The sequence below is a fragment of the Pseudomonas sp. X10 genome (assembly GCF_054889225.1).
On the sequence record NZ_CM142677.1, the window covers coordinates 1,112,575 to 1,137,413 of the forward strand.

22 protein-coding genes and 1 pseudogene are annotated in these 24,839 nt (G+C 62.7%); 16 read left to right on the top strand and 7 right to left on the bottom strand.

The window, feature by feature from the left end; translation table 11 throughout:
* Position 1 precedes the first annotated feature (1 nt).
* The 3 genes from argJ (at position 2) to ACYU03_RS05220 (ending at position 2,902) form a co-directional block, all read left to right on the top strand.
* Positions 2-1,219, top strand: coding sequence for a bifunctional glutamate N-acetyltransferase/amino-acid acetyltransferase ArgJ (gene argJ, locus ACYU03_RS05210; RefSeq protein WP_461888578.1), 1,218 nt, complete (start codon positions 2-4; stop codon positions 1,217-1,219).
* A 109-nt stretch (positions 1,220-1,328) separates the two neighbouring features.
* Positions 1,329-1,961 carry a glutathione S-transferase family protein gene (locus ACYU03_RS05215; RefSeq protein WP_461888580.1) on the top strand — a complete coding sequence of 211 codons (633 nt, stop codon included), beginning with the start codon at positions 1,329-1,331 and terminating at the stop codon, positions 1,959-1,961.
* The gene (locus ACYU03_RS05220; protein ID WP_461888581.1) at positions 1,958-2,902 is read left to right on the top strand and encodes a Nudix family hydrolase; all 945 of its coding nucleotides are present in this window, start codon (positions 1,958-1,960) and stop codon (positions 2,900-2,902) included. Before ACYU03_RS05215 ends, ACYU03_RS05220 begins: the two co-directional genes overlap by 4 nt.
* Before the next feature lie 63 nt (positions 2,903-2,965).
* Here the strand turns inward: ACYU03_RS05220 and ACYU03_RS05225 are convergent, their stop codons facing one another.
* The 3 genes from ACYU03_RS05225 to ACYU03_RS05235 all read right to left on the bottom strand — a co-directional run bounded on the left by ACYU03_RS05225 (position 2,966) and on the right by ACYU03_RS05235 (position 6,704).
* Complete coding sequence (locus tag ACYU03_RS05225) at positions 2,966-3,526, bottom strand: cob(I)yrinic acid a,c-diamide adenosyltransferase (protein WP_461891397.1); 561 nt, start codon at positions 3,524-3,526, stop codon at positions 2,966-2,968.
* Positions 3,527-3,528: 2 nt separating this feature from the next.
* On the bottom strand, positions 3,529-5,559 hold the full coding sequence (locus ACYU03_RS05230; protein ID WP_461888583.1) for an ATP-binding protein: 2,031 nt from the start codon (positions 5,557-5,559) through the stop codon (positions 3,529-3,531).
* Positions 5,560-5,786: 227 nt separating this feature from the next.
* Positions 5,787-6,704: a putative 2-dehydropantoate 2-reductase gene (locus ACYU03_RS05235; RefSeq protein ID WP_461888585.1), complete on the bottom strand. Its 918-nt coding sequence runs from the start codon at positions 6,702-6,704 to the stop codon at positions 5,787-5,789.
* Positions 6,705-6,819: 115 nt separating this feature from the next.
* On the opposite strand from ACYU03_RS05235, the gene ACYU03_RS05240 reads away from it, so the two are divergent.
* From ACYU03_RS05240 to ACYU03_RS05250, 3 genes are all read left to right on the top strand, one after another.
* Positions 6,820-7,305: a YajQ family cyclic di-GMP-binding protein gene (locus ACYU03_RS05240; protein WP_461888586.1), complete on the top strand. Its 486-nt coding sequence runs from the start codon at positions 6,820-6,822 to the stop codon at positions 7,303-7,305.
* A gap of 114 nt (positions 7,306-7,419) precedes the next feature.
* Positions 7,420-8,259 (top strand): mechanosensitive ion channel family protein, encoded by an 840-nt coding sequence (locus ACYU03_RS05245; RefSeq protein WP_461888587.1) that lies wholly within the window; start codon positions 7,420-7,422, stop codon positions 8,257-8,259.
* Between the two features lie 116 nt (positions 8,260-8,375).
* Positions 8,376-9,626 carry an MFS transporter gene (locus ACYU03_RS05250; RefSeq protein ID WP_461888589.1) on the top strand — a complete coding sequence of 417 codons (1,251 nt, stop codon included), beginning with the start codon at positions 8,376-8,378 and terminating at the stop codon, positions 9,624-9,626.
* Positions 9,627-9,639: 13 nt separating this feature from the next.
* On the opposite strand, the gene ACYU03_RS05255 is transcribed toward ACYU03_RS05250, so the two are convergent.
* Entirely contained in the window at positions 9,640-11,202 is a 1,563-nt protein-coding gene (locus tag ACYU03_RS05255; protein ID WP_461888590.1) for an AmpG family muropeptide MFS transporter, read from the bottom strand.
* 43 nt (positions 11,203-11,245) lie between these two features.
* Positions 11,246-11,617 carry an MGMT family protein gene (locus ACYU03_RS05260; RefSeq protein WP_461888592.1) on the bottom strand — a complete coding sequence of 124 codons (372 nt, stop codon included), beginning with the start codon at positions 11,615-11,617 and terminating at the stop codon, positions 11,246-11,248.
* Between the two features lie 135 nt (positions 11,618-11,752).
* On the opposite strand from ACYU03_RS05260, the gene ACYU03_RS05265 reads away from it, so the two are divergent.
* The 10 genes from ACYU03_RS05265 (at position 11,753) to ACYU03_RS05310 (ending at position 20,366) form a co-directional block, all read left to right on the top strand.
* The gene (locus ACYU03_RS05265; RefSeq protein WP_461888594.1) at positions 11,753-12,760 is read left to right on the top strand and encodes a DUF481 domain-containing protein; all 1,008 of its coding nucleotides are present in this window, start codon (positions 11,753-11,755) and stop codon (positions 12,758-12,760) included.
* 135 nt (positions 12,761-12,895) lie between these two features.
* Positions 12,896-13,627 (top strand): HugZ family pyridoxamine 5'-phosphate oxidase, encoded by a 732-nt coding sequence (locus ACYU03_RS05270; RefSeq protein ID WP_461888596.1) that lies wholly within the window; start codon positions 12,896-12,898, stop codon positions 13,625-13,627.
* A 65-nt stretch (positions 13,628-13,692) separates the two neighbouring features.
* Entirely contained in the window at positions 13,693-14,154 is a 462-nt protein-coding gene (locus ACYU03_RS05275) for an FxsA family protein (protein WP_461888597.1), read from the top strand.
* A 256-nt stretch (positions 14,155-14,410) separates the two neighbouring features.
* The gene (locus ACYU03_RS05280) at positions 14,411-14,704 is read left to right on the top strand and encodes a co-chaperone GroES (RefSeq protein WP_166569127.1); all 294 of its coding nucleotides are present in this window, start codon (positions 14,411-14,413) and stop codon (positions 14,702-14,704) included.
* Positions 14,705-14,751: 47 nt separating this feature from the next.
* On the top strand, positions 14,752-16,401 hold the full coding sequence (gene groL / locus ACYU03_RS05285; RefSeq protein ID WP_461888599.1) for a chaperonin GroEL: 1,650 nt from the start codon (positions 14,752-14,754) through the stop codon (positions 16,399-16,401).
* Between the two features lie 238 nt (positions 16,402-16,639).
* Positions 16,640-17,323, top strand: a complete 684-nt coding sequence (colR, locus tag ACYU03_RS05290; RefSeq protein ID WP_461888601.1) for a two-component system response regulator ColR — start codon at positions 16,640-16,642, stop codon at positions 17,321-17,323.
* A complete protein-coding gene (locus tag ACYU03_RS05295; protein ID WP_461888602.1) occupies positions 17,313-18,644 on the top strand; it encodes a sensor histidine kinase in 1,332 nt (443 codons plus the stop codon). The genes colR and ACYU03_RS05295 overlap by 11 nt, the downstream gene beginning before the upstream one ends.
* Positions 18,645-18,753: 109 nt before the next feature.
* Positions 18,754-19,434 carry a class I SAM-dependent methyltransferase gene (locus tag ACYU03_RS05300; protein ID WP_461888604.1) on the top strand — a complete coding sequence of 227 codons (681 nt, stop codon included), beginning with the start codon at positions 18,754-18,756 and terminating at the stop codon, positions 19,432-19,434.
* A 6-nt stretch (positions 19,435-19,440) separates the two neighbouring features.
* Positions 19,441-20,142 (top strand): lipopolysaccharide kinase InaA family protein, encoded by a 702-nt coding sequence (locus ACYU03_RS05305; protein ID WP_461888605.1) that lies wholly within the window; start codon positions 19,441-19,443, stop codon positions 20,140-20,142.
* Positions 20,139-20,366 carry a hypothetical protein gene (locus tag ACYU03_RS05310; protein ID WP_461888607.1) on the top strand — a complete coding sequence of 76 codons (228 nt, stop codon included), beginning with the start codon at positions 20,139-20,141 and terminating at the stop codon, positions 20,364-20,366. The genes ACYU03_RS05305 and ACYU03_RS05310 overlap by 4 nt, the downstream gene beginning before the upstream one ends.
* A 62-nt stretch (positions 20,367-20,428) precedes the next feature.
* On the opposite strand, the pseudogene ACYU03_RS05315 reads toward ACYU03_RS05310, so the two are convergent.
* Positions 20,429-23,475, bottom strand: a pseudogene (locus ACYU03_RS05315) (multidrug efflux RND transporter permease subunit).
* A gap of 15 nt (positions 23,476-23,490) precedes the next feature.
* Positions 23,491-24,645 carry an efflux RND transporter periplasmic adaptor subunit gene (locus ACYU03_RS05320; RefSeq protein WP_461888609.1) on the bottom strand — a complete coding sequence of 385 codons (1,155 nt, stop codon included), beginning with the start codon at positions 24,643-24,645 and terminating at the stop codon, positions 23,491-23,493.
* Positions 24,646-24,839: the final 194 nt, after the last annotated feature.

Genomic DNA, 24,839 nt, shown 5'->3' on the forward strand with positions numbered 1-24,839 from the left:
CATGGCTGTTGGTCTCGGTCCTTTGCCAACCTTGCACCCGGTTCCCGGTTTCGAACTCGGTATCGCCTCTGCGGGCATCAAGCGCCCTGGGCGCAAGGACGTGGTGGTAATGCGCTGTGCCGAAGGCTCTAGCGTCGCTGGTGTGTTCACCCTCAACGCCTTCTGCGCTGCGCCCGTGATCCTGGCCAAGCAGCGTGTGCAGGGAACAGTGCGCTACCTGCTGACCAACACCGGCAACGCCAATGCCGGTACTGGCGCGCCAGGCCTGGTGGCTGCCGAGCGTACCTGCGCCAGGCTGGCCGAGCTGGCGGGTGTCGATGCCAGCGCGGTGCTGCCATTCTCCACCGGCGTGATCGGTGAGCCGCTGCCGGTCGAGAAGATCGAAGGCGCGCTGCAGGCCGCTCTGGATGATCTGTCGGAAGACAACTGGGCCGACGCCGCCACCGGCATCATGACCACCGACACCCTGCCCAAGGGCGCCAGCCGTCAGTTCCAGCATGACGGCGTGACCATCACCGTCACTGGTATCAGCAAGGGCGCCGGCATGATCCGGCCGAACATGGCCACCATGCTCGGCTACATCGCGACCGACGCCAAGGTCGCGCCAGCGGTGCTCAAGGACCTGTTGCTGGACGGCGCCAACAAGTCGTTCAACCGTATCACCATCGATGGCGACACTTCGACCAACGACTGCTGCATGCTGATCGCCACCGGCAAGGCCGATGTGGCGCCTGTCACCGAAGCCAGCGGTCCGCTGTTCGAAGCCCTGAAGAAGGCAGTGTTCGAAGTGTGCATGGAAGTGGCCCAGGCCATCGTCCGTGACGGCGAGGGCGCGACCAAGTTCGTCACCGTGCAGGTCAATGGTGGCGGCAATCACCAGGAGTGCCTGGATGTCGGTTATGCCGTGGCTCATTCGCCACTGATCAAGACGGCGTTGTTCGCCTCCGACCCGAACTGGGGCCGTATCCTCGCCGCTGTCGGCCGTGCGGGCGTGCCAGAGCTGGATGTCGGTCTGATCGACGTCTACCTGGGCGATGTCTGCATCGCCAGCAAGGGTGGTCGCAGCCCGAGCTATACCGAGGAGCAAGGTGCGACGGTGATGGCCCAAGAGGAAATCACCATCCGCATCGAGCTTGGCCGTGGCCAGTGCAGCGAAACCATCTGGACCACCGATCTGTCCCACGAGTATGTGAAGATCAACGCCGAATACCGGACCTGATTTTCTGATCTTTCCGCCGGCAAACCCTCCTGCGTCCTGTCAGGTGGGTTTGCCGGCGATGGGGCCGCCAGGGCCCTCCTGCCATTCCCGAAACCGATGGAGCCGAACCATGAGCTACCACCTGATCATCGGCGACAAGCTGTACTCTTCCTGGTCGCTGCGTGGCGCCTTGGCCCTTGAGCTGGCTGGCGTGCCTTATGAAGAGACGCTGATCAAACTCAACCAGCCGGATACCCGCGCACGGATCCTCGAATACTCCGCCACGGGTAAGGTGCCGCTGCTCAAGACCGAGCACGGTGTGATCGCCGACTCCCTGGCGATTGCCGAGTACCTGGCCGAGCGTCATCCAGAGGCCCGGCTATGGCCTGACGACGTCGTTGCCCGTGCCCAGGCACGGTCCGCCTGTGCGCAGATGCACAGCGGCTTCTTCGCCCTGCGCGGCACCATGCCGTTCGATCTGTCCCGCTCCGAAGCGCTGGAAAACATTCCGTTGGACGTCCAAGTGGATATCGACCGCATCGTTGCGCTGTGGTCCGAGTGCCGCCTGGCATCCAAGGAAAGCGGTCCCTTCCTGTTCGGCAGGCCGAGCCTGGCCGATGCCTTCTTCGCGCCGGTGGCCGTGCGTTTGCGCACTTACCGGGTCGAGGTGCCTGCCGAGGCGGCGACCTACATCGAGACCATCTATCAGTGGCCGGCCTTCCAGGCATGGCAAAAGGCAGGCCTGGAGGAGCGTAAAGGGTGAAGCGTATTCATGTAGTGGCGGCAGTCATCCGGGGTGACGATGGGCGCATTCTGATCGCCCGGCGTGCCGATACCCAGCACCAGGGTGGCCTGTGGGAGTTTCCTGGCGGCAAGGTCGAGGAGGGCGAGGCCGTCGGCGTTGCCCTGGCCCGGGAGTTGCGCGAGGAACTGGGTATCGAAGTGACCCGGTCGCGGCCATTGATCAAGGTCGGGCATGACTACCCGGACAAGCAGGTCCTGCTGGATGTCTGGGAGGTCGATGGCTTCAGCGGCGAACCCCACGGGGCCGAGGGCCAGCCGCTGGCTTGGGTGGCGCCGCGTGACTTGCCGCAGTACGAGTTCCCCGAGGCCAACAAGCCGATCGTCGCGGCTGCGCGCCTGCCGGATCAGTACCTGATCACGCCGGACGGCCTGGAAGTGCCGCAACTGCTGCGGGGTATCCAGAAGGCTGTCGCCGGTGGCATCAAGTTGGTCCAGTTGCGTGCGCCGGACATGTACGACCCCAAGTACCGCGACGTTGCGGTGGATGCGGCCGGGCTCTGTGCAGGCAAGGCTCAACTGATGCTCAAGGGGCCGTTGGAGTGGTTGGGGGACTTCCCTTCGGCTGGCTGGCACCTCACCGCCGCACAATTGCGCAAGTATGCGGCCAAGGGACGGCCATTCCCTAAGGAGCGCTGGCTGGCGGCCTCCTGCCACAACGCCGAGGAACTGGCGCTGGCTGAGCAGATGGGCGTGGACTTCGTCACCTTGTCGCCGGTACAGCCGACCCAGACTCACCCTGAGGCCACGCCGCTGGGGTGGGAGCAGGCCGCGCAGTTGATCGAAGGCTTCACCCTCCCGGTGTTCCTGCTGGGCGGCGTTGGTGCGAATGAGCGTGAGCGTGCCTGGCAGGTTGGTGCCCAAGGGGTTGCGGGGATCCGGGCGTTCTGGCCGGAGGTCTGAGCCGAAGGCGGCCTATAGCCGTTGTCGGTAATGCCGCTTACAGGGGCGATGGCTGAGCCTGTGCTACGGCTTCACCGCCGCCTGCCACAGGACCTCGGCCACCCCCTGTCGCCGTCCGATCAACCGGGCAGCGACGAACAGTAGGTCCGACAGCCGGTTGATGTAGGCCAGCCCGACACCTTCCAGTGGCTCCACGCTGTTCAACTGTTGGCAGCGCCGCTCCGCGCTGCGTGCCAGGCTGCGGCAGACATGGGCCTGGGCGACCAGGGCCGAGCCGCTGGGTAGGATGAAGTTTTCCAGTGGCCCCAGTTCTTCGTTCCAGCGGTCGATGGCTGCCTCCAGGCGTTGTACTTCCGCTAGGTTCAAGGCTTGGTAGCTGGGCATCGCCAGTTCCCCTCCGAGGTCGAACAGGCGGTGCTGGCAGGGAGCCAGGACTTCGCTCAGCTCGTCCAGCCCTTGCTCGGCGAGCCCCGCCAGCAACAGGCCAAGCTGGCTGTTAAGGCTGTCCACCTCGCCGATGGCCTCGATGCGCGGATGGTCCTTGGGCACCCGGCGCCCATCGCCCAGGCCTGTCTCGCCTTTGTCTCCGGTGCGGGTGTAGATCTTCGACAGGCGAAAGCCCATGGTCATGACTCCGTCTTGGCCGGCGGCACGCTCGCCGGCTGGCTAAGGGGCAGGCGCAGGGTGAAGCAGGTGCCCTGGCCGGGGGTGGATTGCACCTCCATCTGGCCCTTGTGGTTGTTGGTGATGATGAAGTAGGACACCGACAGGCCCAGGCCAGTGCCTTGGCCGATTTCCTTGGTGGTGAAGAACGGCTCGAAGGTGCGCTTGCGCACGGTCTCCGGCATGCCGATGCCGTTGTCCTCGACCTGGATTTCCGCCCAGGGCGGGCTGAGCCGGGTGCGCAGGATGATGCGTCCCGGTTCGGCGTTCCCCGGGCGTTGATGGATGGCCTGGGCGGCGTTCTTCAGCAGGTTGAGCAGGACCTGCTCCAGTTCGTTGGCGGTGCAGGGCACCGGGCCGAGGTTGGGGTCGAACTGGCGGACGATAGCCTGGCCCTTGAAGTCGAAGCCGATGGTCAGGTCGAAGTCGTTGCTGGCGATCTCAACCGCCTGGTCGATCAATGCCGGCAGGTCGCAGGGCGCTAGTTGACGGTTGCTGCGCCGGCTGAAGCTGAGCATATGGGTGACGATCTTCGCCGCCCGCGCCCCGGCCTGTTGGATGCCGTCTAGCAGTTGCGGCACTTCGCGGTTCTCCAGGTAGCGGTTGATGGCTGTCAGGTCCAGGCCCAATTCGCTGGCCTGTTCCTGGTTGCGCGGCAGGTCCGGCGACAGGCGCCGGCGGATGTTCTGCACGTTGTGCAGGATAGCGCCCAGCGGATTGTTGATCTCATGGGCCATGCCCGCCGCCAGCCCGCCGACCGAGAGCATCTTTTCCGACTGCACCATCATCTCTTCCAGGGACAGGCGCTGGGTGATGTCGTCGATCCGGATCACCACGCCGCGTCCACCACCGCCCATCAGCGGGTAGAAGGTCAGGGCGTAGTGGCGGACGTCATCGCCCTTGCTCCAGGTGACCCGTTCGATCTTCGCCACCCGGTGCTTCTCGACGCTTTCCTTGAGCTGCGGCAGGAACGGCTTGAGCGGTTCGAAGGCGAGGAAGATCGGCTGGTTCAGCGCCTCGTCCAGCGGCGTTCCAGAGAGCACCGTGGCCTCGTGGTTCCACTGGGTGACATAGAGCTGTTCATCCAGGGCGATCAGGGCCGAAGGCATGGAGTCGATGATGCTATTGAGGTAGTTCTGGAAGCCCGTGAGTTTCTTCTCGATCTTGCTGCGCACCTGGACTTCCAGTTCCAGCTTGCGGTTGGTGTGGCGGGTTTCCTCGGCCAGGCCCTGGGCCTGGTCGTAGGCGTCCTGGAACTCGTCGCGAGCGCGCTTGAGCTGCTGCTCGCGGGCTTCGATGCGTGACAGCATGGTGTTGAAGGCATCGGCCAGGCTGCCAATCTCGTCGTCATTGCCGCGCTTGGCACGCAGGGCGTAGTTCTCCTCGCGGGTCACCTGGCGCGACACTTCCTCGAGCTGGTAGATCGGTTGGGTGATCAGGCGCTTGATCTGTCGGGCGATGATCATCCACAGCAGGATGCTGAACACCAGGATGCCCAGGCTGGCGGTCAGGGTGCCAGTGTAGAAGGCTGTCGGTAGCTCACTACTGGCCACCAGCAGCAAGTGCGCCGGCGGGCTGCCGGGGCGGGGCAGGGGGATCAGTTGGGTGCTGCGAAACTCCGTGAAGCGCCAGCCCTCTATGTTGCGGTAGCGCTTGGGCAGTGTCAGGGGGGCGCCGTGCTGCAATTGGGCCAGCATCCGCCCGTCGCTGCCGTAGACCGCTGCGGCACGCAGGGGTGAGTAGCTGTCGAGCTCCTTGAGCAGGGCTGCGGCTGCTTCTGGGGATTGGCCCGCGCGCACGGCCAGTTGCGGGTTGGACACCAGCCTGCCGATGGTCTGCAGGGCCTGGGGCGCCATACTCTCCTGAGTGATCCAGTAAGCGGCGCTGATGAACGTGAGGTTGGCCACCAGCAGGATGGTGACCAGCAGCACCAGCAGGGCCGCCAGGAGTTTTTGCCCGACCGGCAGGTTTTCCAGGCGTTGGCGCAGGGTCATGGGCAAGGCTGGGTCCATGTGAAGGTGAAAGGGCAGGGTACCGCCTAATGCTGTTTACTTAAGCTGGAGCGCCTTCAGGTGGGGCTGCTACGCAGCCCTATCGCGACACAAGGCCGCTCCCACAGAGGGCTTGCAAGTGGGAGCGGCTTGGGTCGCGATGGGGCGCGCAGCGGCCCCAAACCATACGACAGATGCCTTAGGTGAACAGCATTAGGGTACCGCCCGCTTCAGTCGTTGGGCAATCCACGTGTCTGCAGGCTATCGACCAGACGCCGGTGCAAGCGTTCCAGGTGCGGCAGCGGACGGCCATGGCGAGCAGCGACCCGGCAGGCATGGCCGAGCAGGTAGTGGATCTCGGTGCGGCGGCCGCTGCGCACATCCTGGTACATGGACGAGTAGTTGGCCGCGGTGGCCTGGATCACCCGTTGCACTTCTTCGGCCAGGCCCTCGGCAGCCTGTGGTTGGCCACAGCACTTGAGCAGTTCAGCGAGTTCGGCGCACAGGGTGGCGACTTCGCAGGGGTGCTCCAGCAAGCCGCCGTTGCGGCAGTCGTGTAGCACGGTGAGGGGATTGATCGCGCAATTGAGCGCCAGCTTGCGCCACAGGCGGGTGAGGATGTCGACCGTCCATTGTGCCGGGATGCCGGCGTCGTGCAGGTCGTCGAACCATTCCGGCAGCGCCGGGTTGGCCGGGTCGCCCAGCCAGTTGAAGCCATGCCCGGCGAACTGCACCCGCCAGTCATCCTCGCGGAACGCGCCTTCGGTGCTGGAGGCAAAGATGCAGCGGGCATGGGGGACCTGTTCGGCGACTTCGTCCTGGCTGCCCAGCCCGTTCTGCAGCAGGATCAGTTCCGCGCCCTGGGCCAGGCGCGGGGCCAGGCGTGCCACGGCCGGCGCCGCGTCATAGGCCTTGCAGGCCAGCAGCAGGCGGTGGATTGGGCTAATGGCATCGGCGGTTTCGCCGGGAATCGCGTAGTGACGGGCCTGGCCCTGTTCGACAAGGGTCAGGCCACCCACGGCCTCATAGGCCTGTAAGCGCTGGTGGTCGCGCAGGATCAGCCGGACCGCTTTGCCGGCACGGGCCAGCCGGCAGGCCCAGAGGCTGCCCAGGCTGCCGGCGCCGAGAATATGCCAGGTGCTGCTCATCTACGTTTCGCAACCGTTTATAATGAGCTCGCATTTTAACCGTCAAACCCGCCGCGCTCCATCGCTAGGCACCCAACCCTAGGCCGAGCGCGGTTTTTATTTTTGGAGAGAAACCATGCCTTCGTTCGACGTGGTATCGGAACTGGACAAGCACGAAGTCACCAACGCGGTCGACAACGCCATCAAGGAACTGGACCGTCGTTACGACCTCAAGGGCAAGGGCAGCTTCGAGTTCAAGGACAAGGAGCAGACCGTGCTCCTGACCGCCGAGGCCGAGTTCCAGCTCGAAGCGATGGTCGACATCCTCAAGCTGGCCCTGGTCAAGCGCAAGATCGACGTCAAGTGCCTGGAGGTCAAGGACGCCTATGCCTCGGGCAAGGAGATGAAACAGGAAGCCAAGTTCCGCGAAGGCATCGACAAGGAACTGGCGAAGAAGATCGTCGCCCACATCAAGGACGCCAAGCTCAAGGTGCAGGCCGCCATCCAGGGCGAGCAGGTCCGGGTCACCGGCAAGAAGCGCGACGATCTGCAGGAGGCCATCGCCGCCCTGCGCGCCAAGGAGTTCGACATGCCGCTGCAGTTCAACAACTTCCGCGACTGATCAGGCCTTGCCCCTGGAACCTGTATGGCACTGTGATGTCCCAGGTTCCTGTGGCCGCAGGAAGCTTTGCGGCGTGTTCGTTTGATTCTTGCCGTTCGGCATCAGGAGATGGGTATGGATTTGAATGCTGAAGTCGATCAGCTGGTCAGGACCTCGCAGACCTGGGTTCCCTTGATTATGGAATACGGCAGCCGTGTGCTGCTGGCGTTGCTGACCTTGGCCATCGGTTGGTGGGTCACCAACAAGCTGAGCGAGCGTCTCGGCAGGCTGGTCGGCCTGCGCAACGCCGACATGGCCCTGCAGAGCTTCATCAGCTCCTTGGCCAACATCGTGCTCAAGATCCTGCTGGTGGTGAGCGTGGCGTCGATGATCGGCATCGAGACCACCTCCTTCGTCGCCGCCATTGGTGCTGCTGGCCTGGCCATTGGCCTGGCCCTGCAGGGTAGCCTGGCCAACTTCGCCGGTGGTGTGCTGATCCTGTTGTTCCGTCCGTTCCGCCTAGGCGACTGGATCGAGGCACAGGGTGTCAGCGGTACCGTCGACAGCATCCAGATCTTCCACACCGTGCTGCGCACCGGTGACAACAAGACGGTGATCATGCCCAACGGCAGCCTGTCCAACGGCATCATCACCAACTACAACCGCCAGCCGACCCGCCAGGTGGTGTTCGATGTCGGCGTCGACTACGACGCCGACCTGCAGAAGGCGCGCGACGTGTTGCTGGAGCTGGCCAAGGACCCTCGCGTCCTGTCGGAGCCGGCGCCCCAGGCGGTTGTTTCATCCCTGGGTGACAGCTCGATCACCGTGTCCCTACGTGTCTGGGTGAATACCCCCGACTACTGGGGCATGCTGTTCAGGCTCAACGAGCAGGCCCGCGACCGTCTCAAGGCCGAGGGTATCGACATTCCGCTCCCTCAGCGCGTGATCCGGGTCGTGCAGGAGGCGACAGTGTAGGAGAGGGCAATCCTGCTCCTGCAGGGCCGGGGGTGAAGTTTTACACTTGTTCACAACCCGGCCCGCTCTTTTCTGGCATATAGCCGGGTCCTGATCGTTCCGACCTGACATCTGCCATGATTCCCCTGATCCATATCACGCCCTTGCGAGCCTTGTGCTTCGCCTTGACCCTGGCCCTGTTCGAATTGCTGACCTACCTGGCCAGCGATGTAGTCATGCCTGCCATGCCCGTTGTGGTCGGGGACCTGCAGGCCAGCCCCGAATTCATCCCGCACGCCCTGAATCTGTACCTGCTCGGCGGTGTGCTGCTGCAATGGCTGATTGGTCCTCTGGCCGATCGCTATGGCCGGCGTCCGCTGCTGCTCGCCGGTTGCATCTTCTTTGGCCTGGCCTGCCTGGCTACCTACTGGGTTCAGGACATCGGCCTGTTCAACCTGCTGCGCCTGCTGCAGGGCATCGGCCTGGGCTTTGTGGTGACGGTCAGCTACCCGGCATTGAACGAGGCGTTCAGCGAAGCGGACGCGGTGCGGATGATGGCCCTGCTTGCCAATATTGCCCTGTTGTCGCCCTTGCTTGGTCCACTGGTCGGCACGTTGTTGCTGGAGTGGATGTCCTGGCGCTGGTTGTTCGTGGTGTTCGCCGCTGGTGCTGTGCTGACCTGGCTGGCGCTCTACCGCTTCATGCCGGAGACCCTGGGGGTCGAGCGGCGCGATGGTTCGCGCCTGGCCTATACGCCGATCGAACTGCTGCCGTTGCTGTCCGGCTACGCGCGCTTGTTGGCCAACCGGCGTTTCGTCGCTGGCAGCGCCGCCCTGGGGCTGGTCGGTCTGCCTCTGATCGGCTGGATCGGCCTGTCTCCGGTGCTGCTGATCCATGACGAAGGCCTCAGCACCCTGGACTATGCACTGTGGCAATTGCCGGTATTCGGTGGGCTGATCCTGGGCAACCTGATCATCAACCGCATTGCCGACCGCTATCCGCTGGCCAGTCTGGTGCGTGGCGCGCTGTGGCCCTACCTTGCCGGCTTGGGTGCCATGGTCATGCTGACCTGGGCCTGGCCGACGGTCACCAGCCTGGTGGCCGGTATGTCGCTCTATGCGCTGGGCCTGGGTATTGCCAATGCCGTGCTGTACCGCATGACGCTGTTCTCCAGCGAGCAGAGCAAGGGGCTCGTTTCGGCGATGTTGGGCATGATCACCATCGCCTTGCTCGGACTGGGCGGCGCGCTGCTGGCGATGGTCGGTGCTGGCGCGAGCCTGCTGGACTTCGCCGTGACGGCGGGGATCGCCGGTGTGCTGGCCCTGTGGCCGCTCTGGGTGGTGCTGGGAAGGGATGAGGCGACGCCGCTGGGGGCTACCGTTCAGTAGCCCCTAGAGTGGCTCAGGGGCGTTCAGCGACTGGCTTTTCCCCATCCTCATCCTCTACCGGCTCCTGCTTGCCCCGGCCTGCTTCCTGGCGCCAGTGCAGGGCGATCAGGATCAGGGTCGGCACGCCGAGCAGGGCGGTGATCAGGAAGAAGTCGTGGTAGCCGAACTTCTCTACCAGAACGCCGGAGTAGCCACCGATCAGGCGCGGCAACAGAAGCATGATCGAGCTGAGCAGGGCGTACTGGGTGGCCGAGAACTTCAGGTTGGTCAGGCTCGACAGGTAGGCGACGAAGGCCGAGGTGGCCAGGCCCGAGCTGAAGTTGTCGAGGGAGATGGTCACCACCAGCATCTGCAGGTTCGGGCCCATGCCGGCCAGCATGAGGAACAGCAGGTTGGTCGCTGCCGATGCCACGCCGCCGATGAACAGGATCGGCAAGATGCCGAAGCGCACGATCAGCAGGCCACCGAAGCCTGCGCCGACCAAAGTCATGATCAGGCCGAAGATCTTGCTGACGCTGGCGATCTCGTCCTTGGTGAAGCCCTGGTCGATGTAGAACACGTTGGCCATCACGCCCATGACCGTGTCCGACATCCGGTAGGTGGCGATCAGGCCAAGCAGCAGCAAGGCTTGCCAGCGGTAGCGCACGATGAAGTCGTTGACCGGCGTCAGCACTGGGGCCAGGCCGCGCCGGCCCATGGATGAGAGGCACATCCAGGTCAGCAGCGCATACAGGATGAGGCGTAGAAAGGCGCGGTCTTCGAGCAATAGGTCGAGCACGCTAGCGTCGCCGTAGATCACGCTGGCCCAGTTGGTATTGAACAACTGGGTGAAGGTGGCTGGCACCGACACCAGCAGGACGATCAGCACGAACACCGAGGCCAACTGGTGGATCAGGCCATAACGCGCCGCTGACAGCTGGGTGCGCAATGGCACTGGCGGCTCGCGCATCAGCAGGGTCGTGATCACCGCAGGCAGCATGAGCAGGCCGAACAATACATAGGTGCCGGTCCAGGCTTTGTGCAGGTAGCTGAAACCCGTCGAGCCGAACCATTCGGCGAAGAACAGCGCGCCTGCGGTGGCGAGGAGGGCGGCGATCCGGTAGCCGGCCATGTAGCTGGCGGCGAGGGCTGCCTGGCGTTGGTCGTCGGCGATTTCCAGGCGATAGGCATCGACCGCGATGTCCTGGGTCGCCGAGGCGAAGGCTACCAGCACTGCCAGGGCGATCAGCCAGGACAGGTGCTTCTGCGGGTCGCAGAAGCCCATGCCGACCAAGCCGAGCACCACCAAGGCCTGGGACAGCAGCAACCAGGAGCGGCGCCGGCCAAGCGTCCCGAGGATAGGCAGGCGCCATTGGTCGAGCAGTGGCGACCAGACCCACTTGAAGGCGTAGGCCAGGCCGATAAGGCTGGCATAACCGATGGTTTCACGGGCGACACCCGCTTCGCGCAGCCAGACCGAGAGGGTCGAGAACACCAGCATGTACGGCAGGCCGGCGGCGAAGCCGAGCAACAGGAGCACCAGGGTCGACGGGCTGGCATAGGCAGCGAGCGCAGCGCGCCAGGTTTTACGGGGCATGGGCCAACATCTGCCTCAAGTTTGCGAAAACAAAGCGCGCACTCTAACCGCTGTGCTCCATCGGACGCCAGCCATGACGCGTCATATCCACCCGATTATTACGCACGTTGACCCCTTCTGCGCGCAACCTTGCCCGTTGCTCGTCGCCCGAGGGCGTCCCCAGCGCCAGGCTCAGACGCCCACCTGCGCCCAGTACCCGGTGCCAGGGCAGGCGCGTGTCGCTCGGCAGTTGGCCCAGGGTGCGCCCGACCCAACGTGCCGCGCGCCCCAGCCCGGCCAGTTCGGCCAGTTGGCCATAGCTTACCACTTTGCCGGGTGGGACCTGCCCGAGCACGGAATAGAGTGCCATTCGTCGGGCCTGCGCATCCCCACCCGGATCGATCGAGGTCACTGGCGTCGCCGGATTGCGAGGCATTGGATGAAACCGGACGGATGGCTGCAACAAATGAGAAATGAACTCGATGACATTGCCTGGGTCTGTCCTTGCTCTGGTCGTGGGTATCTGGATAATGCCCGGCTTTTTTCGTCAAACCGAGCCCGTATTGCGCCTATGTATTCTAGAGCCTTGTTGTGTATTGCCGCTGCCACCTTCTGTTCCCCGACGCTCGCCGACACCGTGTGGATGAAGAACGGCGACAAACTGAGTGGCAAGATCACTGTCTTCGATGGTGGCAAGCTGCTGCTTGAAACCACCTATGGTGGTTCCATCGCGTTGGACTGGAAACAAGTCCAGACCCTGGAGAGCGACCAGGAACTGCTGGTCAAGCAGGATGCCTACACCGGTGAGAGGGCCAAGTCGTTGCACGCCGCCGAGCCGGGCAAGGTCACCCTGGCCAACGGTGACTCGCCCAAGACGGTGGAACTGGCGAGTATCGAGCAGATCATGAAGCCCAAGCCGGTGGTCGAAGACCTGATCTGGAAGGGCAACGTTGGCGTGGCGCTGGACTACAAGCGCGCCGAGAACGACACCGACGACTACGACATCGACTTCAAGACCACCGCCCGCCATGGTCGCTGGCGGCACAACGCCGAGGGTGAATACAACCGCGAGAGCAAGGATGACATCACCACTGCCAACAACTGGAGCGCCGAGTACGCACTCGACCGCTTCATCACTGAAAAATGGTTCTGGCAGGGCCGCCTGAGCTACAAGCGTGACCATATCGAAGACCTGGCCCGCCAGCGCACCGTCGGTACCGGCCCGGGCTACCAGTTCTGGGACGATGAGCTGGGAGCCTTCTCACTCGGCTCCTTGATCAACCGTACCGATTTCGAATACGCCGATGGCGGCAAGGACAACTTCTACTCTGCGGCCGTGAAGTGGGACTACAACCGCTACCTGATCGGCAAGACCGTGGAGCTGTTCACCAATGGCGAGTTCGGTAAGCCGCTGGGCAATGTCGCCGACTACTCTCTGGATGCCGAGATCGGCCTGCGCTACAAGGTCACCGAATGGGCCTCGCTCAACCTCAAGGCCGAGAAGGACATCATCAGCGGCACCAGCGACAGCGACCTGGACAAGACCCGCTATACCGCAGGGTTCGGCGTGACCTGGTAAAACCACAGCACCCAATGGCGAGCTTCAAGCGGCGAGTGAAGCGTGCACGCCTTTAGCCAAGGCGATGCTCTTGCTTTTTCTTGCCGCTTGTAGCTTATAGCCTATAGCCGACCTTCATTTGCCTAGGAGTGCCCTGTGAGTCTGAATGCCATCCGGCCTGCCCGAGAACTGCTGCTCAAGGAATACCGCGGGGTGCTTTCGACTCACTCCAAGTCGATGCCGGGCTATCCCTTTGGCTCGGTGGTGCCTTATTGCCTGGACGCCGAGGGCAATCCGCTGATCCTCATCAGCCGCATCGCCCAGCATACTCACAATCTGCAAAAGGACCCCAAGTGCTCCCTGTTGGTGGGCGAGCGTGATGCCGAGGATGTCCAGGCAGTAGGCCGCCTGACAGTCATGGCTGAGGCGCACAGGCTGGTCGACGAGGCTTCTATCGAAGCGGCCGCCGAGCGCTACTACCGCTATTTTCCGGAAGCGGGCAATTACCACCGCGCCCACGATTTCGACTTCTGGGTGCTCAAGCCTGTACGCCATCGCTACATCGGTGGTTTCGGCGCGATTCACTGGCTCGACCAGGTGACCCTGGCCAATCCTTTCGCCGGCAAGGCCGAGGCCAGCATGATCGAGCACATGAACAGCGATCATGCCAACGCCATCGCCCATTACGTCGAGCTTACCGACCTGCCGCGTACGGCGCCGGCGCAGATGGTCGGTATCGACAGCGAAGGCATGCACCTGCGCATTGGCCAAGGCATCTACTGGTTGCCCTTTGCCGGTACTTGCAATACTCCGACACAAGTCCGCGAAGCCTTGGTTTTCTTGGCCCGCGCCGATCAATGGCCGTCTTCGACTGAAGTCGAGTCTTGAAATAGCGACTGATCGTTACCATTTGAGGTCTTATAGGAAGGTTGTCTTCCGTCGAGGAACCTTTGATGCGTGCTTTTCTACTGCTGTTTCTGATTTTTCCGGTGCTGGAGCTTTATGTCTTCTTCAAGGTCAGCACTGCGATTGGCTTCTTTCCGGCGTTGCTGCTGATCATCGCCGGTTCCGCATTGGGCGTGCTGGTGATGCGCGTGGCCGGCCTGGCCACCGCCCTGCGCGCTCGCGAAAGCCTGCAACGCGGCGAGCTGCCAGCCGAGGACATGTTCCAGGGTCTGATGCTGGCCTTGGGTGGCGGTCTGCTGCTGTTGCCGGGTTTTATCAGCGATGTGCTGGGCCTGATCTGCCTGCTGCCGTTCACCCGCCACCTGGTGGCGCGCAAGCTGCGCCAGCGGGCCGAAGAGCAGGCCATGCGCCAGCGGGCCTTTCGCGATGATCCGTTGAACCCGCAGCCGGGTAATCCTGGCCAGCGGCCGAACGTGATCGAAGGCGAGTACGAGCGCCGCGACCGCTGAGTTTTTCGCCCCTAACGAACGGCCCCCGAAACGGGGCCGTTCTTCGTTGTGGCGAAGAACGGTGAAAAATTTTATCGGGCAAGCCTTGTAATTGCCCTTGGCGACCTCATGTATGGGTCACCGCAAGGTTTCCGGTGCTGATACCGGACATGACACCTGTGGTCCGCAGCGCGGGCCACAAACCGGCAACGCCGGAATACTCAAACCGCCGGTTTCTATACCGGCCGATGAAAACCACAATTGGGAGAGATCGACAATGAAGCTTCGTCCTCTGCATGACCGCGTCGTCATCCGTCGCAGCGAAGAAGAATCGAAAACCGCTGGCGGTATCGTCCTGCCGGGTTCGGCCGCAGAAAAACCCAACCGTGGCGAAATTGTCGCCGTCGGTACCGGCCGCGTCCTGGACAACGGCGAAGTACGCGCGCTGGCCGTGAAGGTGGGTGACAAGGTGGTTTTCGGCCCTTACTCGGGCAGCAACACTGTGAAAGTTGACGGCGAAGACCTGCTGGTGATGAGCGAGAACGAGATCCTCGCTGTCATCGAAGCTTGATTTCCCTGGTTTCCCGTTACTCCAAAGTATTCAAGGATTAAACGATCATGGCTGCTAAAGACGTAAAATTCGGCGATTCCGCCCGCAAGAAAATGCTCGTTGGTGTCAACGTCCTGGCTGACGCGGTAAAAGCGACCCTGGGCCCGAAAGGCCGCAACGTGGTCCTGGCCAAGAGCTTCGGCGCTCCGACCATCACCAAGGACGGCGTTTCCGTTGCCAAGGAAATCGAACTGAAGGACGCCTTCGAGAACATGGGCGCCCAACTGGTCAAGGAAGTGGCTTCCAAGGCCAACGATGCTGCCGGTGACGGCACCACCACCGCTACCGTCCTGGCCCAGGCCATCGTCAACGAAGGCCTGAAGGCCGTTGCTGCCGGCATGAACCCAATGGACCTCAAGCGCGGTATTGACAAGGCCACCATCGCCATCGTCGCCGAGCTGAAGAACCTGGCCAAGCCATGCGCCGACTCCAAGGCCATCGCCCAGGTAGGCACCATCTCCGCCAACTCCGACAACTCCATCGGTGACATCATTGCCGAAGCCATGGAAAAAGTCGGTAAAGAAGGCGTGATCACCGTCGAGGAAGGCTCGGGCCTGGAAAACGAACTGTCCGTCGTCGAAGGCATGCAGTTTGACCGTGGCTACCTGTCCCCGTACTTCATCAACAAGCCGGACACCATGGTTGCCGAGCTTGAAAGCCCGCTGCTGCTGCTGGTAGACAAGAAGATCTCCAACATCCGTGAGCTGCTGCCAGTTCTGGAGTCCGTTGCCAAGGCCGGCCGTCCGCTGCTGATCGTGGCCGAGGATGTCGAGGGCGAAGCCCTGGCCACCCTGGTGGTCAACAACATGCGTGGCATCGTCAAGGTTGCCGCGGTCAAGGCACCTGGCTTCGGCGACCGCCGCAAGGCCATGCTGCAAGACATCGCCATCCTGACCGGCGGTACCGTGATCTCCGAAGAAATCGGCCTGAGCCTGGAGTCCGCTACCCTGGAGCACCTGGGTAACGCCAAGCGTGTGATCCTGTCCAAGGAAAACACCACCATCATCGACGGCGCAGGTTCCGACGCTGACATCGAAGCTCGCGTCAAGAGCATCCGCGCTCAGATCGAAGAGACTTCCTCGGACTATGACCGTGAGAAGCTGCAAGAGCGTCTGGCCAAGCTGGCCGGCGGTGTTGCCGTAATCAAGGTCGGTGCTGGCACCGAAGTCGAAATGAAAGAGAAGAAAGCCCGCGTCGAAGACGCCCTGCACGCTACCCGTGCAGCCGTCGAAGAAGGCGTGGTGCCTGGCGGCGGTGTTGCCTTGGTACGTGCCCTGCAGGCCGTTTCCGAGCTCAAGGGTGACAATGAAGACCAGAACGTCGGTATCTCCCTGCTGCGCCGTGCTGTCGAAGCCCCGCTGCGTCAGATCACTGCCAACGCCGGTGACGAGCCGAGCGTCGTGGCCGACAAGGTCAAGCAAGGTTCCGGCAACTACGGTTACAACGCTGCTACCGGCGAGTACGGCGACATGATCGAAATGGGTATCCTGGACCCAGCCAAGGTTACCCGTTCGGCCCTGCAAGCCGCAGCTTCGATCGGTGGTCTGATGATCACCACCGAAGCCATGGTTGCCGACCTGCCGGAAGACAAGCCAGCTGGCGGCATGCCTGACATGGGTGGCATGGGCGGTATGGGTGGCATGGGCGGCATGATGTAAGCCAGCCCCACCTGCTGCAAAGAAGAGCCCCGCCTTGTGCGGGGCTTTTTTATGGCTCGCGGAGGGGATGCCTTGGGTTCTTTACTGCTCTTGAGATCCCGCGCGGTCTTAAGGGCGCCAAAAGGCTCAAGGCATGCACCACGTCACCTAGTGGCAAGCCGCAATGCTGGCAGAGCCCTGCATATGGCCTTAAGCTGCGCCTGCCGCGCAGATGAAAAGCGCCGCACAGGAGACCTCGATGCGAATTCTACTGGTTGAAGACAACCGCGATATTCTGGCCAACCTGGCCGACTACTTGGGCATGAAAGGCTATACCGTCGATTGCGCGCAGGATGGGCTGTCCGGCCTGCACCTGGCCGCGACCGAGCATTACGACCTGATCGTGCTCGACATCATGCTGCCGGGTATCGATGGCTACACCCTGTGCAAGCGTCTGCGCGAGGATGCTCGCCGCGACACGCCGGTGATCATGCTGACGGCCCGCGACCAGTTGGACGACCGCCTGCAGGGCTTCCGCTCCGGGGCAGACGATTACCTGCTCAAGCCTTTCGCCCTGTCCGAGCTAGCTGCCCGTATCGAAGCGGTGCTGCGCCGAGCCCAAGGAGGGGGGCGGCGGACCTTGCAGGTTTCCGACCTGAGCTATGATCTCGACACCCTGGAAGTCAGCCGCCAGGGCCGCCCGCTCAAACTCAATCCGGTCGGCCTCAAGCTGCTGGCCGTTCTGATGCAGAAGAGCCCCCACGTGCTACGCCGGGAGGTGCTGGAGGAGGCTCTGTGGGGCGACGACTGCCCGGACAGCGACAGCCTGCGCAGCCACGTCCACCAGTTGCGGCAGGTCATAGACAAGCCTTTCGAGAAACCGCTGCTGCATACCGTCCATGGCGTCGGCTATCGCCTCGCCGAGGGTCGTGATGGAGTTTAAGCAAAGCCTTGCCCAGCGCATCATCATCGCCTTTGCGCTGATGAGCGCCCTGGTCGCCGGAGCCTTCGCTTTCGGTATCGTCGCCACCGTGCACCTGGTCGAGGAACGACTGATTTCCGCCGTGCTCGGCGGTGACTTGCAACGCCTGCTACGTATGGACAGCGTCAGCGATTGGAGCCACAGGCCTCGACCGGACCAACTGTTCTATTTCAGCGGTGGCCAGGATGATTTTGCCCTGCCCAACGACCTGCGCCACCTGGACCCGGGGTTCCATGAGGTGTTCCGCGAGCAGTTGTCCTATCACGCCATGGTCGAGGTGGTCGACGGCCGTCGGTATGTGTTGCTGCAGGATCAGAGCGATTTCGAGGAGCGCGAACGGGTGCTCTTCGCCGTGGTGGTGGTGGGCTTCGTACTCAGCCTGGCGTTGGCGGTGTTCCTCGGATGGGTCCTGGCGCGGCGGGTGATGGCTCCGGTGATCCGCCTGGCCCACCAGGTTCGGCACCGTGACCAGTTGCTGGGACTGGCGCCTCCGCTGGCGCCGGACTACGCCGCGGATGAGGTCGGCCAGTTGGCTGTAGCCTTCGACGATACCCTGGGCCGCCTGCGTGACGCCCTGACCCGTGAGCGGCTGTTCACCAGCGATGTCAGTCACGAATTGCGTACGCCGTTGATGGTGCTGGCCACGTCCTGTGAGTTGCTGCTGGAAAACCCAGCGTTGGACGGCCGCGCGCGCAACCAGGTAGAGCGGATCGCTCGTGCCACGGAAGAAATGCGCGAATTGGTCAAGACGTTCCTGATGCTCGCCCGGGCGCAGCGTGACGAAGGCGCGGTGGCTTCGCGGGCGTCCCTCAGGGAGGTGGCCGACGACCTGACTGGTGTATGGCGCGACACCATCGAGCAGAAGGGGCTGACCCTTTACTACGACGGCAGGGTCAGCGCCAGCCCGGTGCTGTACAACGCCACTTTCTTGCAGTCGGTGATGGGCAACCTACTGCGCAATGCCGCCCACTACACCGATCACGGCTACATCCGTCTAAGCCTGGAACCCAATGGCTTCAGTGTCGAGGACAGTGGCGTGGGCATTCCCGAAGAGCAGCGCGAGGCGATGTTCCGGCCCTTCGTTCGCGGTGACGAACGGCGCGGCGAGGGGCTGGGGTTGGGCCTGTCGCTGGTGCAGCGGATCTGTGATGACCAGGGTTGGCGTGTGACCCTGACGGCGACGCAGCCCCATGGTTGCCGCTTCCAGGTGGACCTGAGCCAAGGTCCGGAGAGTGGCTCCGAGGAGGAGCGGGACGGTCATGAGGCTAGGCTCACGGGGTAATCTTCTGTAAGACTTCACTAAGGGTTTGTGACAGAATTTTCACACTGGCATGACCTGATTCCAACGCCTGCTTGCTTAAGGTAGGTGCAATGGAGTCAGGAGATGCCCTATGCGTAGCCCTATCAACCTCGAATTCTCCGAGAAATACGACCGGCAACATGCCCAGGAGTACTTCCTCAAGCATCAGGATGGCCTGGCCCGACGCCTGTCGCACCTGCGTGACGAACAGCTGGCCCGCCGGGCCCTGGCCCTGGCCGGTGAGCCAGGCCTGGTGCTTGACCTACCTTGTGGTGCCGGTCGTTTCTGGCCGCTGCTGGCGGAGAAACCCAACCGCGTGATCATCGGTGCCGATAACTCGGCCGACATGTTGGAGACCGCCTGTGCTTCTCAGCCGGCCGAGGTGGTGGAAAGGGTACGGCCCTTGCAGACATCAGCCTTCGCTATTGATCTACCGGACAACGCTGTCGACAGTATTTTCTGCATGCGGCTGTTCCATCATATCGGCGAGGCAGCCCATCGAAAGGCTATTCTCTCGGAATTTCAACGTGTTAGTCGTGACAGCGTGATCCTGTCGCTGTGGGTGGAGGGTAACTTCAAGGCTTGGCGGCGCAAGAAACTCGAACAGCGACGCCGTGCCAGGTCCAACCAGGACAGCTACCAGAACCGTTTCGTGTTACCAGCGGCCACATTCGAAGAAGAATGCATGAGCGCCGGGTTCAGGATTCAGGAACGTCTGGACTTCCTGCCGTTCTACGCCATGTGGCGTGTGTACTTATTGCGCAAGGGGTAGCAGTAAATGGTGGTAGCCCAAAGGCCAGCCTCGGAATTCGATTACTACTGGCAGCAGCAGGGAGAGTGGGTCGAAGAACCCAACCTGCGGCGTGGAGGTGAAAGCGGTGTGCAGCGCCTGTGCGACGAGACTGGCCAGGTGCTTTATGCCAAGCGCCAGGTCGGGCATATCTACCGCAGCCTGTTCCATCCTTTCGGCAGACCGACAGTCTTGCGCGAACTGGATGCCCTGAACAGCTTCGAGCAACTCGGTGTGCGTGTACCGCACATCGTCTATTGCGGTGTCGAGCGTGACAGTGACAACCAGTGGCGAGCGCTGCTGGTTAGCAAGGCCCTTGATGGCTTCGTCGATATCGATAGCTGGTATGCCGAAGGGGCGCGGGAGCGCTTCGGCCAGGATTTACATGATCGCGTGCTCGAGGACCTGGCCAACAACCTGGCGCGCATGCACCGGGGCCACTGGCAGCATGGCTGCCTGTATGGCAAGCATGTGTTCGTCAAGGTGATCGGTGACGGGGCACAGGTGAGTGCCGAAGTGGCCCTGCTGGACTTGGAGAAGTGCCGGCGCCGCATCAGTTGCCATCGTGCTGCCGCTAATGACCTCAGCCAATTGCGCCGCCACTCGTCACTCAATGAGGCGGAATGGACAAAGCTGCTCTACTTTTACCAGATGGCGTTTGGCAGCGCTGTCAAAGGGTTAGAGCAATGAAACGAGAAATAGCTCGAGGTTTGTTCCTCTTGGTTGCCCTAGCGGTGGCCACGGTGGCGGTTGCCGCCTGGGAGGAGCCTCGTCCGGTCGTGTTCAGCAAGGCCGAAGCCGGGGGGCAATGCCCCCTGCCGAGGGTGATGAAGCAGCAGGTCAGTGCCCAGCCTGACCAGGACCTGCTGTTGTTCCTGTTCGGCATGAGCCAGGGGCTGCGCCCGCGCGGTTGAGCCCCTTCCGGAAAACGCCAGGGGCCGGTGGATTACCGGCCCCTGGCGTTTTTTTGTGCGTGTCAGGCAGCCTGGGTGGCGGGTTGCCCGGCCTCCTTGTGAGCCAGCAGGGTGTAGACGCAAGGCAACACGAACAAGGTGAACAGGGTGCCCACCGACATGCCGGTGGCGATCACCGTGCCGATGTCGAAGCGACTGACCGCTCCGGCCCCGCTGGCCAGGATCAGCGGCACCATGCCGAACACCATGGCCGCGGTAGTCATCAGCACCGGGCGTAGGCGGATGGCGGCGGCTTCTTCCACTGCCTCGCGCGCACTGAGTCCCTTCTGTTCACGCAACTGGTTGGCGAACTCGACGATCAGGATGCCATGCTTGCTGATCAGGCCGATCAGGGTTACCAGGCCGACTTGGGTATAGATGTTCATGCTCGATATGCCCAGGAACAGCGGCAGCAACGCGCCGCAGATCGACAGGGGCACGGTCACCAGGATTACCAGTGGATCGCGGAAGCTTTCGAACTGCGCTGCCAGGACCAGGAAGATGATCGCCAGGGCCAGGCCGAAGGTGACCCACAGCGCACTGCCTTCCTGGACGAATTGTCGTGCCGCGCCAGCATAGTCGAAGGAAAAGCCCTCAGGCGCTTCCTCCTGGGCGATGGCGCGCACGGTTTCCAGTGCTTCGCCCATGCTGACCATGGGGAAGCCTTGGATGATCGCTGCATTCAACTGCTGAAACTGGTTGAGCTGGCGTGGCCGGGCGCGGTCACTGAGGGTGATCAGGGTCGAGAGGGGCAGCAGTTGGCCCTGGTCGTTTTTCACGTAGTAGTTGTTCAGCCATCCGGGGTTGTCCCGGAACGGGCGCTCGACCTGGGCGATCACCTTGTAGCTGCGGCCTTCCAGGGTGAAGCGGTTGATTTCCGCCTCGCCCAGAAGCGTCGCCAGGGTGCTGCCGAGCACATCCATGGATACGCCCATCTGTGCCGCCTTGGCCCGGTCGATCTCTACCAGCACCTCGGGTTTGTCGAAGGCCAGGTCGATGTCGAGAAAGGCGAATTTGCCCGACTCCTGCGCGCGGTCCTTGATACGCTCGGCCACTTCCAGCAACGCTGGGTAGTCCCCGCTGTGTTGATCACGAACTGGAAGGGCAGCCCCTCACCGGTGCCGGGCAGCGAGGGCAGGTTGAAGCCGAAGATCTGCAGGCCGCCGATTTCCTCGAGCTTGGCCTGGACCAGTGGTAGCAACTCCATCTGCGTGCGCTCGCGCTCGTTCCAGGGTTTAAGCAGAAACCCGCCGATCCCCGTCTGCACGCCGTTGAAGCCATTGATCTGGAATGAGGAGTAGTACTCGGGAAAGCTCTTGAAGATCGTGGTGAACTCGTCTGTGTAAGCGTTGAGGTAATCGAGGTTGGTCGGCTGGGGTGAGTTGCTCATCATGAAGATCACCCCCTGGTCCTCGTCCGGTGCCAGTTCGTCATGGGTGAACATCAGCAGCACAGGGATCAGGCACAACACGATCACGGCGAACACCATCACCACCGGACGGCTGTCCAGAGTGCCGTGCAACAGGTGTTGGTAGCGGGTCTTGAGGCGCTCGAACAGCACGTCCAAGCGATGGGCCAGGCCCGTGGGGTTCTGTTCATGGCGCAGGAGTAGGGCGCACATCATGGGTGACAACGTCAGGGCGACGATCCCGGAAATGATCACTGCCCCGGCCAGGGTCAGGGCGAACTCCTTGAACAATGCCCCAGTCAGCCCTTCGAGGAAGCCGATGGGCGCGTACACCGCTGCCAGGGTGATGGTCATCGACACCACGGGCATGGCGATCTCCCGTGCGCCCTCCAGCGCTGCCTCGAAGGGCGTCTTGCCTTCCTCGATATGGCGATGGATGTTCTCCACCACGACAATGGCGTCGTCCACCACTAGGCCGATGGCCAGCACCATGGCCAGAAGGGTCAGCAGGTTCAGCGAGTAACCCATCATTTGCATGAAGAACAACACGCCAATCATCGACAGGGGGATGGTGATCACCGGGATCAGCACCGAACGCAGGGCGCCAAGGAAGAGGAAGACGACCACGATGACGATGAGGATGGCTTCGACCAGGGTCTTGACCACTTCATCGATGGACGCCTGGATGAACAAGGTGGCGTCGTAGGCGATCGAGGCCTTGAGGTTGGAAGGCAACTGGCTCTCCAGTTCCGGCATGATCCGCCGTACTTCCTTGATGACTTCCAGCGGGTTGGCCGCCGGCGTCGCCTTGATGCCGATGTACACCGACGGGATGCCGTCGAAGGAACTGAGCGTGTCGTAGTTTTCCGCGCCCATCTGCACCCGTGCCACGTCACCCAGTAGCACCCGGCTGTCGCCTTCGGTCTTGACGGGCAGGGCGGCGAAGGCCTCGGCGGATTTCAGCTCGGTGGTAGCGTTGATGCTGGTGACCACGTACTCGCCCTTCACCTCGCCGGCGGCAGAGAGGAAGTTGTAGCGACGCACGGCGTTGGTCACATCGACGGCGCTCAGCCCATAGCCAGCGAGTTTGACCGGGTCGATCCAGATGCGCATGGCGAACACCTGGTTGCCGAGGATCTCGGCCTCGGCCATGCCTGGCAGTGTGGCCAGCTTGGGCTGGATCACCCGTGACAAGTAGTCGGTGATCTGCGGGTTGCTCATTTCGTTGCTGTAGAAGCTGATGTACATCAGCGCCGAGGCATCGGCGGCCTCTTTGCTCAGTACCGGGTCCTCGGCGTCCTGTGGCAGTTCGTTGCGCACTTCATTGGCCTTGGCCAGCAGCTCGGTGAACAGGCGGTCGCTGTCAGCACCGATGCGTGCGTAGATGGAGATCACCGAGAAATTCTGGCGGCTGACCGAGGTCATGTAGTCGATGCCTTCGGCGCTGGCCAGGCTCTGCTGCAACGGTTGGCTGATATAGCCCTGGATGGTCTCGGCGTTGGCGCCGGGATAGGCGGTGGTCACCGTGATCAGGGCGTTTTCCATCTGCGGGTATTGGCGGATCTGCAGCTTGCTCCAGGCCTGGAAACCGAGCAGGACGATCAGCAGGCTGACCACGCTGGCCAGGACCGGGCGGCGGATGAACGGATCGGTGAAGGCCATGGGGTGCCTCCTGGCTCAGTCAGCGCGTGGCGCGTTGTGGGGAGCGGCTCGCTCCAGCGTCTTGTCTTCAGCGATGCGGATCGACGCGCCTTGGGTGAGCTTCAGCTGGCCGGCAATCACTACCTGCTCGCCGGGCTCGAGGCCCTCGCTAATCACCACCAGGCCATCGCGGCGTTCGCCGGTCTGCACCGTGCGACGATCAGCGATCAGTTGCGGCTGGCCGTCGCCATCTTTTTCCACTTGGCCGTCTTCGTCTTTCTTCGGTGTGACGACGTAGATCGAGTTGCCATAGAGGGTGTAGGTCACTGCGCTTTCCGGCACCACCACCTGCGGCTGGGGATCGGGCAGCAGTACCTGCAGGTTGGCGAACATGCCAGGCAGCAGCTTGCCGTCCGGATTAGCCAGGGTCGCGCGTACCAGCAGGTTGCGGGTGCTTTCTTCGATCTTGGGGTTGATGGCGCTGAGCGTGGCGGGGAAGACCTGGCCCGGATAGGCGGCCACCTGTAGCTGAACCTGTTGGCCGAGGCTCAGGTGGGGAAGGGCCTGCTCGGGGACATTGAAGTCCACATAGAGGCTGCTGAGGTCTTGCAGGGTAGCGATCACCGTACCGCTGGCCAGGTAGTCGCCGATATCCACTTGGCGTATGCCGATGGTGCCGCTGAAGGGGGCGTCGATGCTTTTCTTGGCCAGTGAGGCCTTGAGCTGGTCGACCACGGCCTGGTTGCGCTGGTACTGGGCACGCAGGCGGTCGAATTCGCCACGGGAAATGGCTTGGCTACCGACCAGTTGGCTGCCGCGGGCAAAGTCGACCTTGGCCAGGCCCAGGTCGGCCTGGGCGGTACCCAGCAGCGCGGTTTCCTCGGCGCTGTCGAGCTCCAGCAGTAACTGGCCGGCCTTGACCTGCTGCCCGGACTCGAAGTGCAAGCTCTTGACGGTGCCAGCGATCTCCAGGCTCAGTTCCACCCCTTGCAACGCCTTGAGGCTGCCGATCGCGGGCAGGCGCTCCTGCCATTCGCGCTCCGTTGCCTGGGCCGCGGCCACGCTGACCGGCGGCTTGGGGGCCGAGAACACCTGGATTTGCTGATAGATGGAAAAGGCCTTGTAGCCCCCCAGGATCAGCACGATCAGCAGGACAACAGCCAACATGATCAGCATGCGGCGGCGCAGCATAGTCCGGTTCCTTGGATGCGTATTTATTGTTCGACTGGCACGACTTCGGGCGATCCTGCCCACATGCGGGTGAGGCGAGTATTACGCGTTTAGGAGAGTCAGGGAAGGGTGGGGCGGTTGTCTTGCTCGAGCCAATGTGCTCACCGGCCTGGTCGTTCGCTGCGGTCCGACGTCCCGGCAAGCGACCATTTACC

Coding starts and splice junctions, on each gene's coding strand:
- ACYU03_RS05260 (WP_461888592.1), bottom strand. CDS start 11,617: ATGCCTCGCAATCCGGCGACGCCAGTGACCTCGATCGATCCGGGTGGG.
- ACYU03_RS05255 (WP_461888590.1), bottom strand. CDS start 11,202: ATGCCCCGTAAAACCTGGCGCGCTGCGCTCGCTGCCTATGCCAGCCCG.
- ACYU03_RS05295 (WP_461888602.1), top strand. CDS start 17,313: ATGGAGTTTAAGCAAAGCCTTGCCCAGCGCATCATCATCGCCTTTGCG.
- ACYU03_RS05230 (WP_461888583.1), bottom strand. CDS start 5,559: ATGACCCTGCGCCAACGCCTGGAAAACCTGCCGGTCGGGCAAAAACTC.
- ACYU03_RS05280 (WP_166569127.1), top strand. CDS start 14,411: ATGAAGCTTCGTCCTCTGCATGACCGCGTCGTCATCCGTCGCAGCGAA.
- ACYU03_RS05310 (WP_461888607.1), top strand. CDS start 20,139: ATGAAACGAGAAATAGCTCGAGGTTTGTTCCTCTTGGTTGCCCTAGCG.
- ACYU03_RS05275 (WP_461888597.1), top strand. CDS start 13,693: ATGCGTGCTTTTCTACTGCTGTTTCTGATTTTTCCGGTGCTGGAGCTT.
- ACYU03_RS05235 (WP_461888585.1), bottom strand. CDS start 6,704: ATGAGCAGCACCTGGCATATTCTCGGCGCCGGCAGCCTGGGCAGCCTC.
- ACYU03_RS05320 (WP_461888609.1), bottom strand. CDS start 24,645: ATGCTGCGCCGCCGCATGCTGATCATGTTGGCTGTTGTCCTGCTGATC.
- ACYU03_RS05215 (WP_461888580.1), top strand. CDS start 1,329: ATGAGCTACCACCTGATCATCGGCGACAAGCTGTACTCTTCCTGGTCG.
- groL (WP_461888599.1), top strand. CDS start 14,752: ATGGCTGCTAAAGACGTAAAATTCGGCGATTCCGCCCGCAAGAAAATG.
- ACYU03_RS05305 (WP_461888605.1), top strand. CDS start 19,441: ATGGTGGTAGCCCAAAGGCCAGCCTCGGAATTCGATTACTACTGGCAG.
- argJ (WP_461888578.1), top strand. CDS start 2: ATGGCTGTTGGTCTCGGTCCTTTGCCAACCTTGCACCCGGTTCCCGGT.
- ACYU03_RS05225 (WP_461891397.1), bottom strand. CDS start 3,526: ATGGGCTTTCGCCTGTCGAAGATCTACACCCGCACCGGAGACAAAGGC.
- ACYU03_RS05240 (WP_461888586.1), top strand. CDS start 6,820: ATGCCTTCGTTCGACGTGGTATCGGAACTGGACAAGCACGAAGTCACC.
- ACYU03_RS05265 (WP_461888594.1), top strand. CDS start 11,753: ATGTATTCTAGAGCCTTGTTGTGTATTGCCGCTGCCACCTTCTGTTCC.
- ACYU03_RS05300 (WP_461888604.1), top strand. CDS start 18,754: ATGCGTAGCCCTATCAACCTCGAATTCTCCGAGAAATACGACCGGCAA.
- ACYU03_RS05245 (WP_461888587.1), top strand. CDS start 7,420: ATGGATTTGAATGCTGAAGTCGATCAGCTGGTCAGGACCTCGCAGACC.
- colR (WP_461888601.1), top strand. CDS start 16,640: ATGCGAATTCTACTGGTTGAAGACAACCGCGATATTCTGGCCAACCTG.
- ACYU03_RS05250 (WP_461888589.1), top strand. CDS start 8,376: ATGATTCCCCTGATCCATATCACGCCCTTGCGAGCCTTGTGCTTCGCC.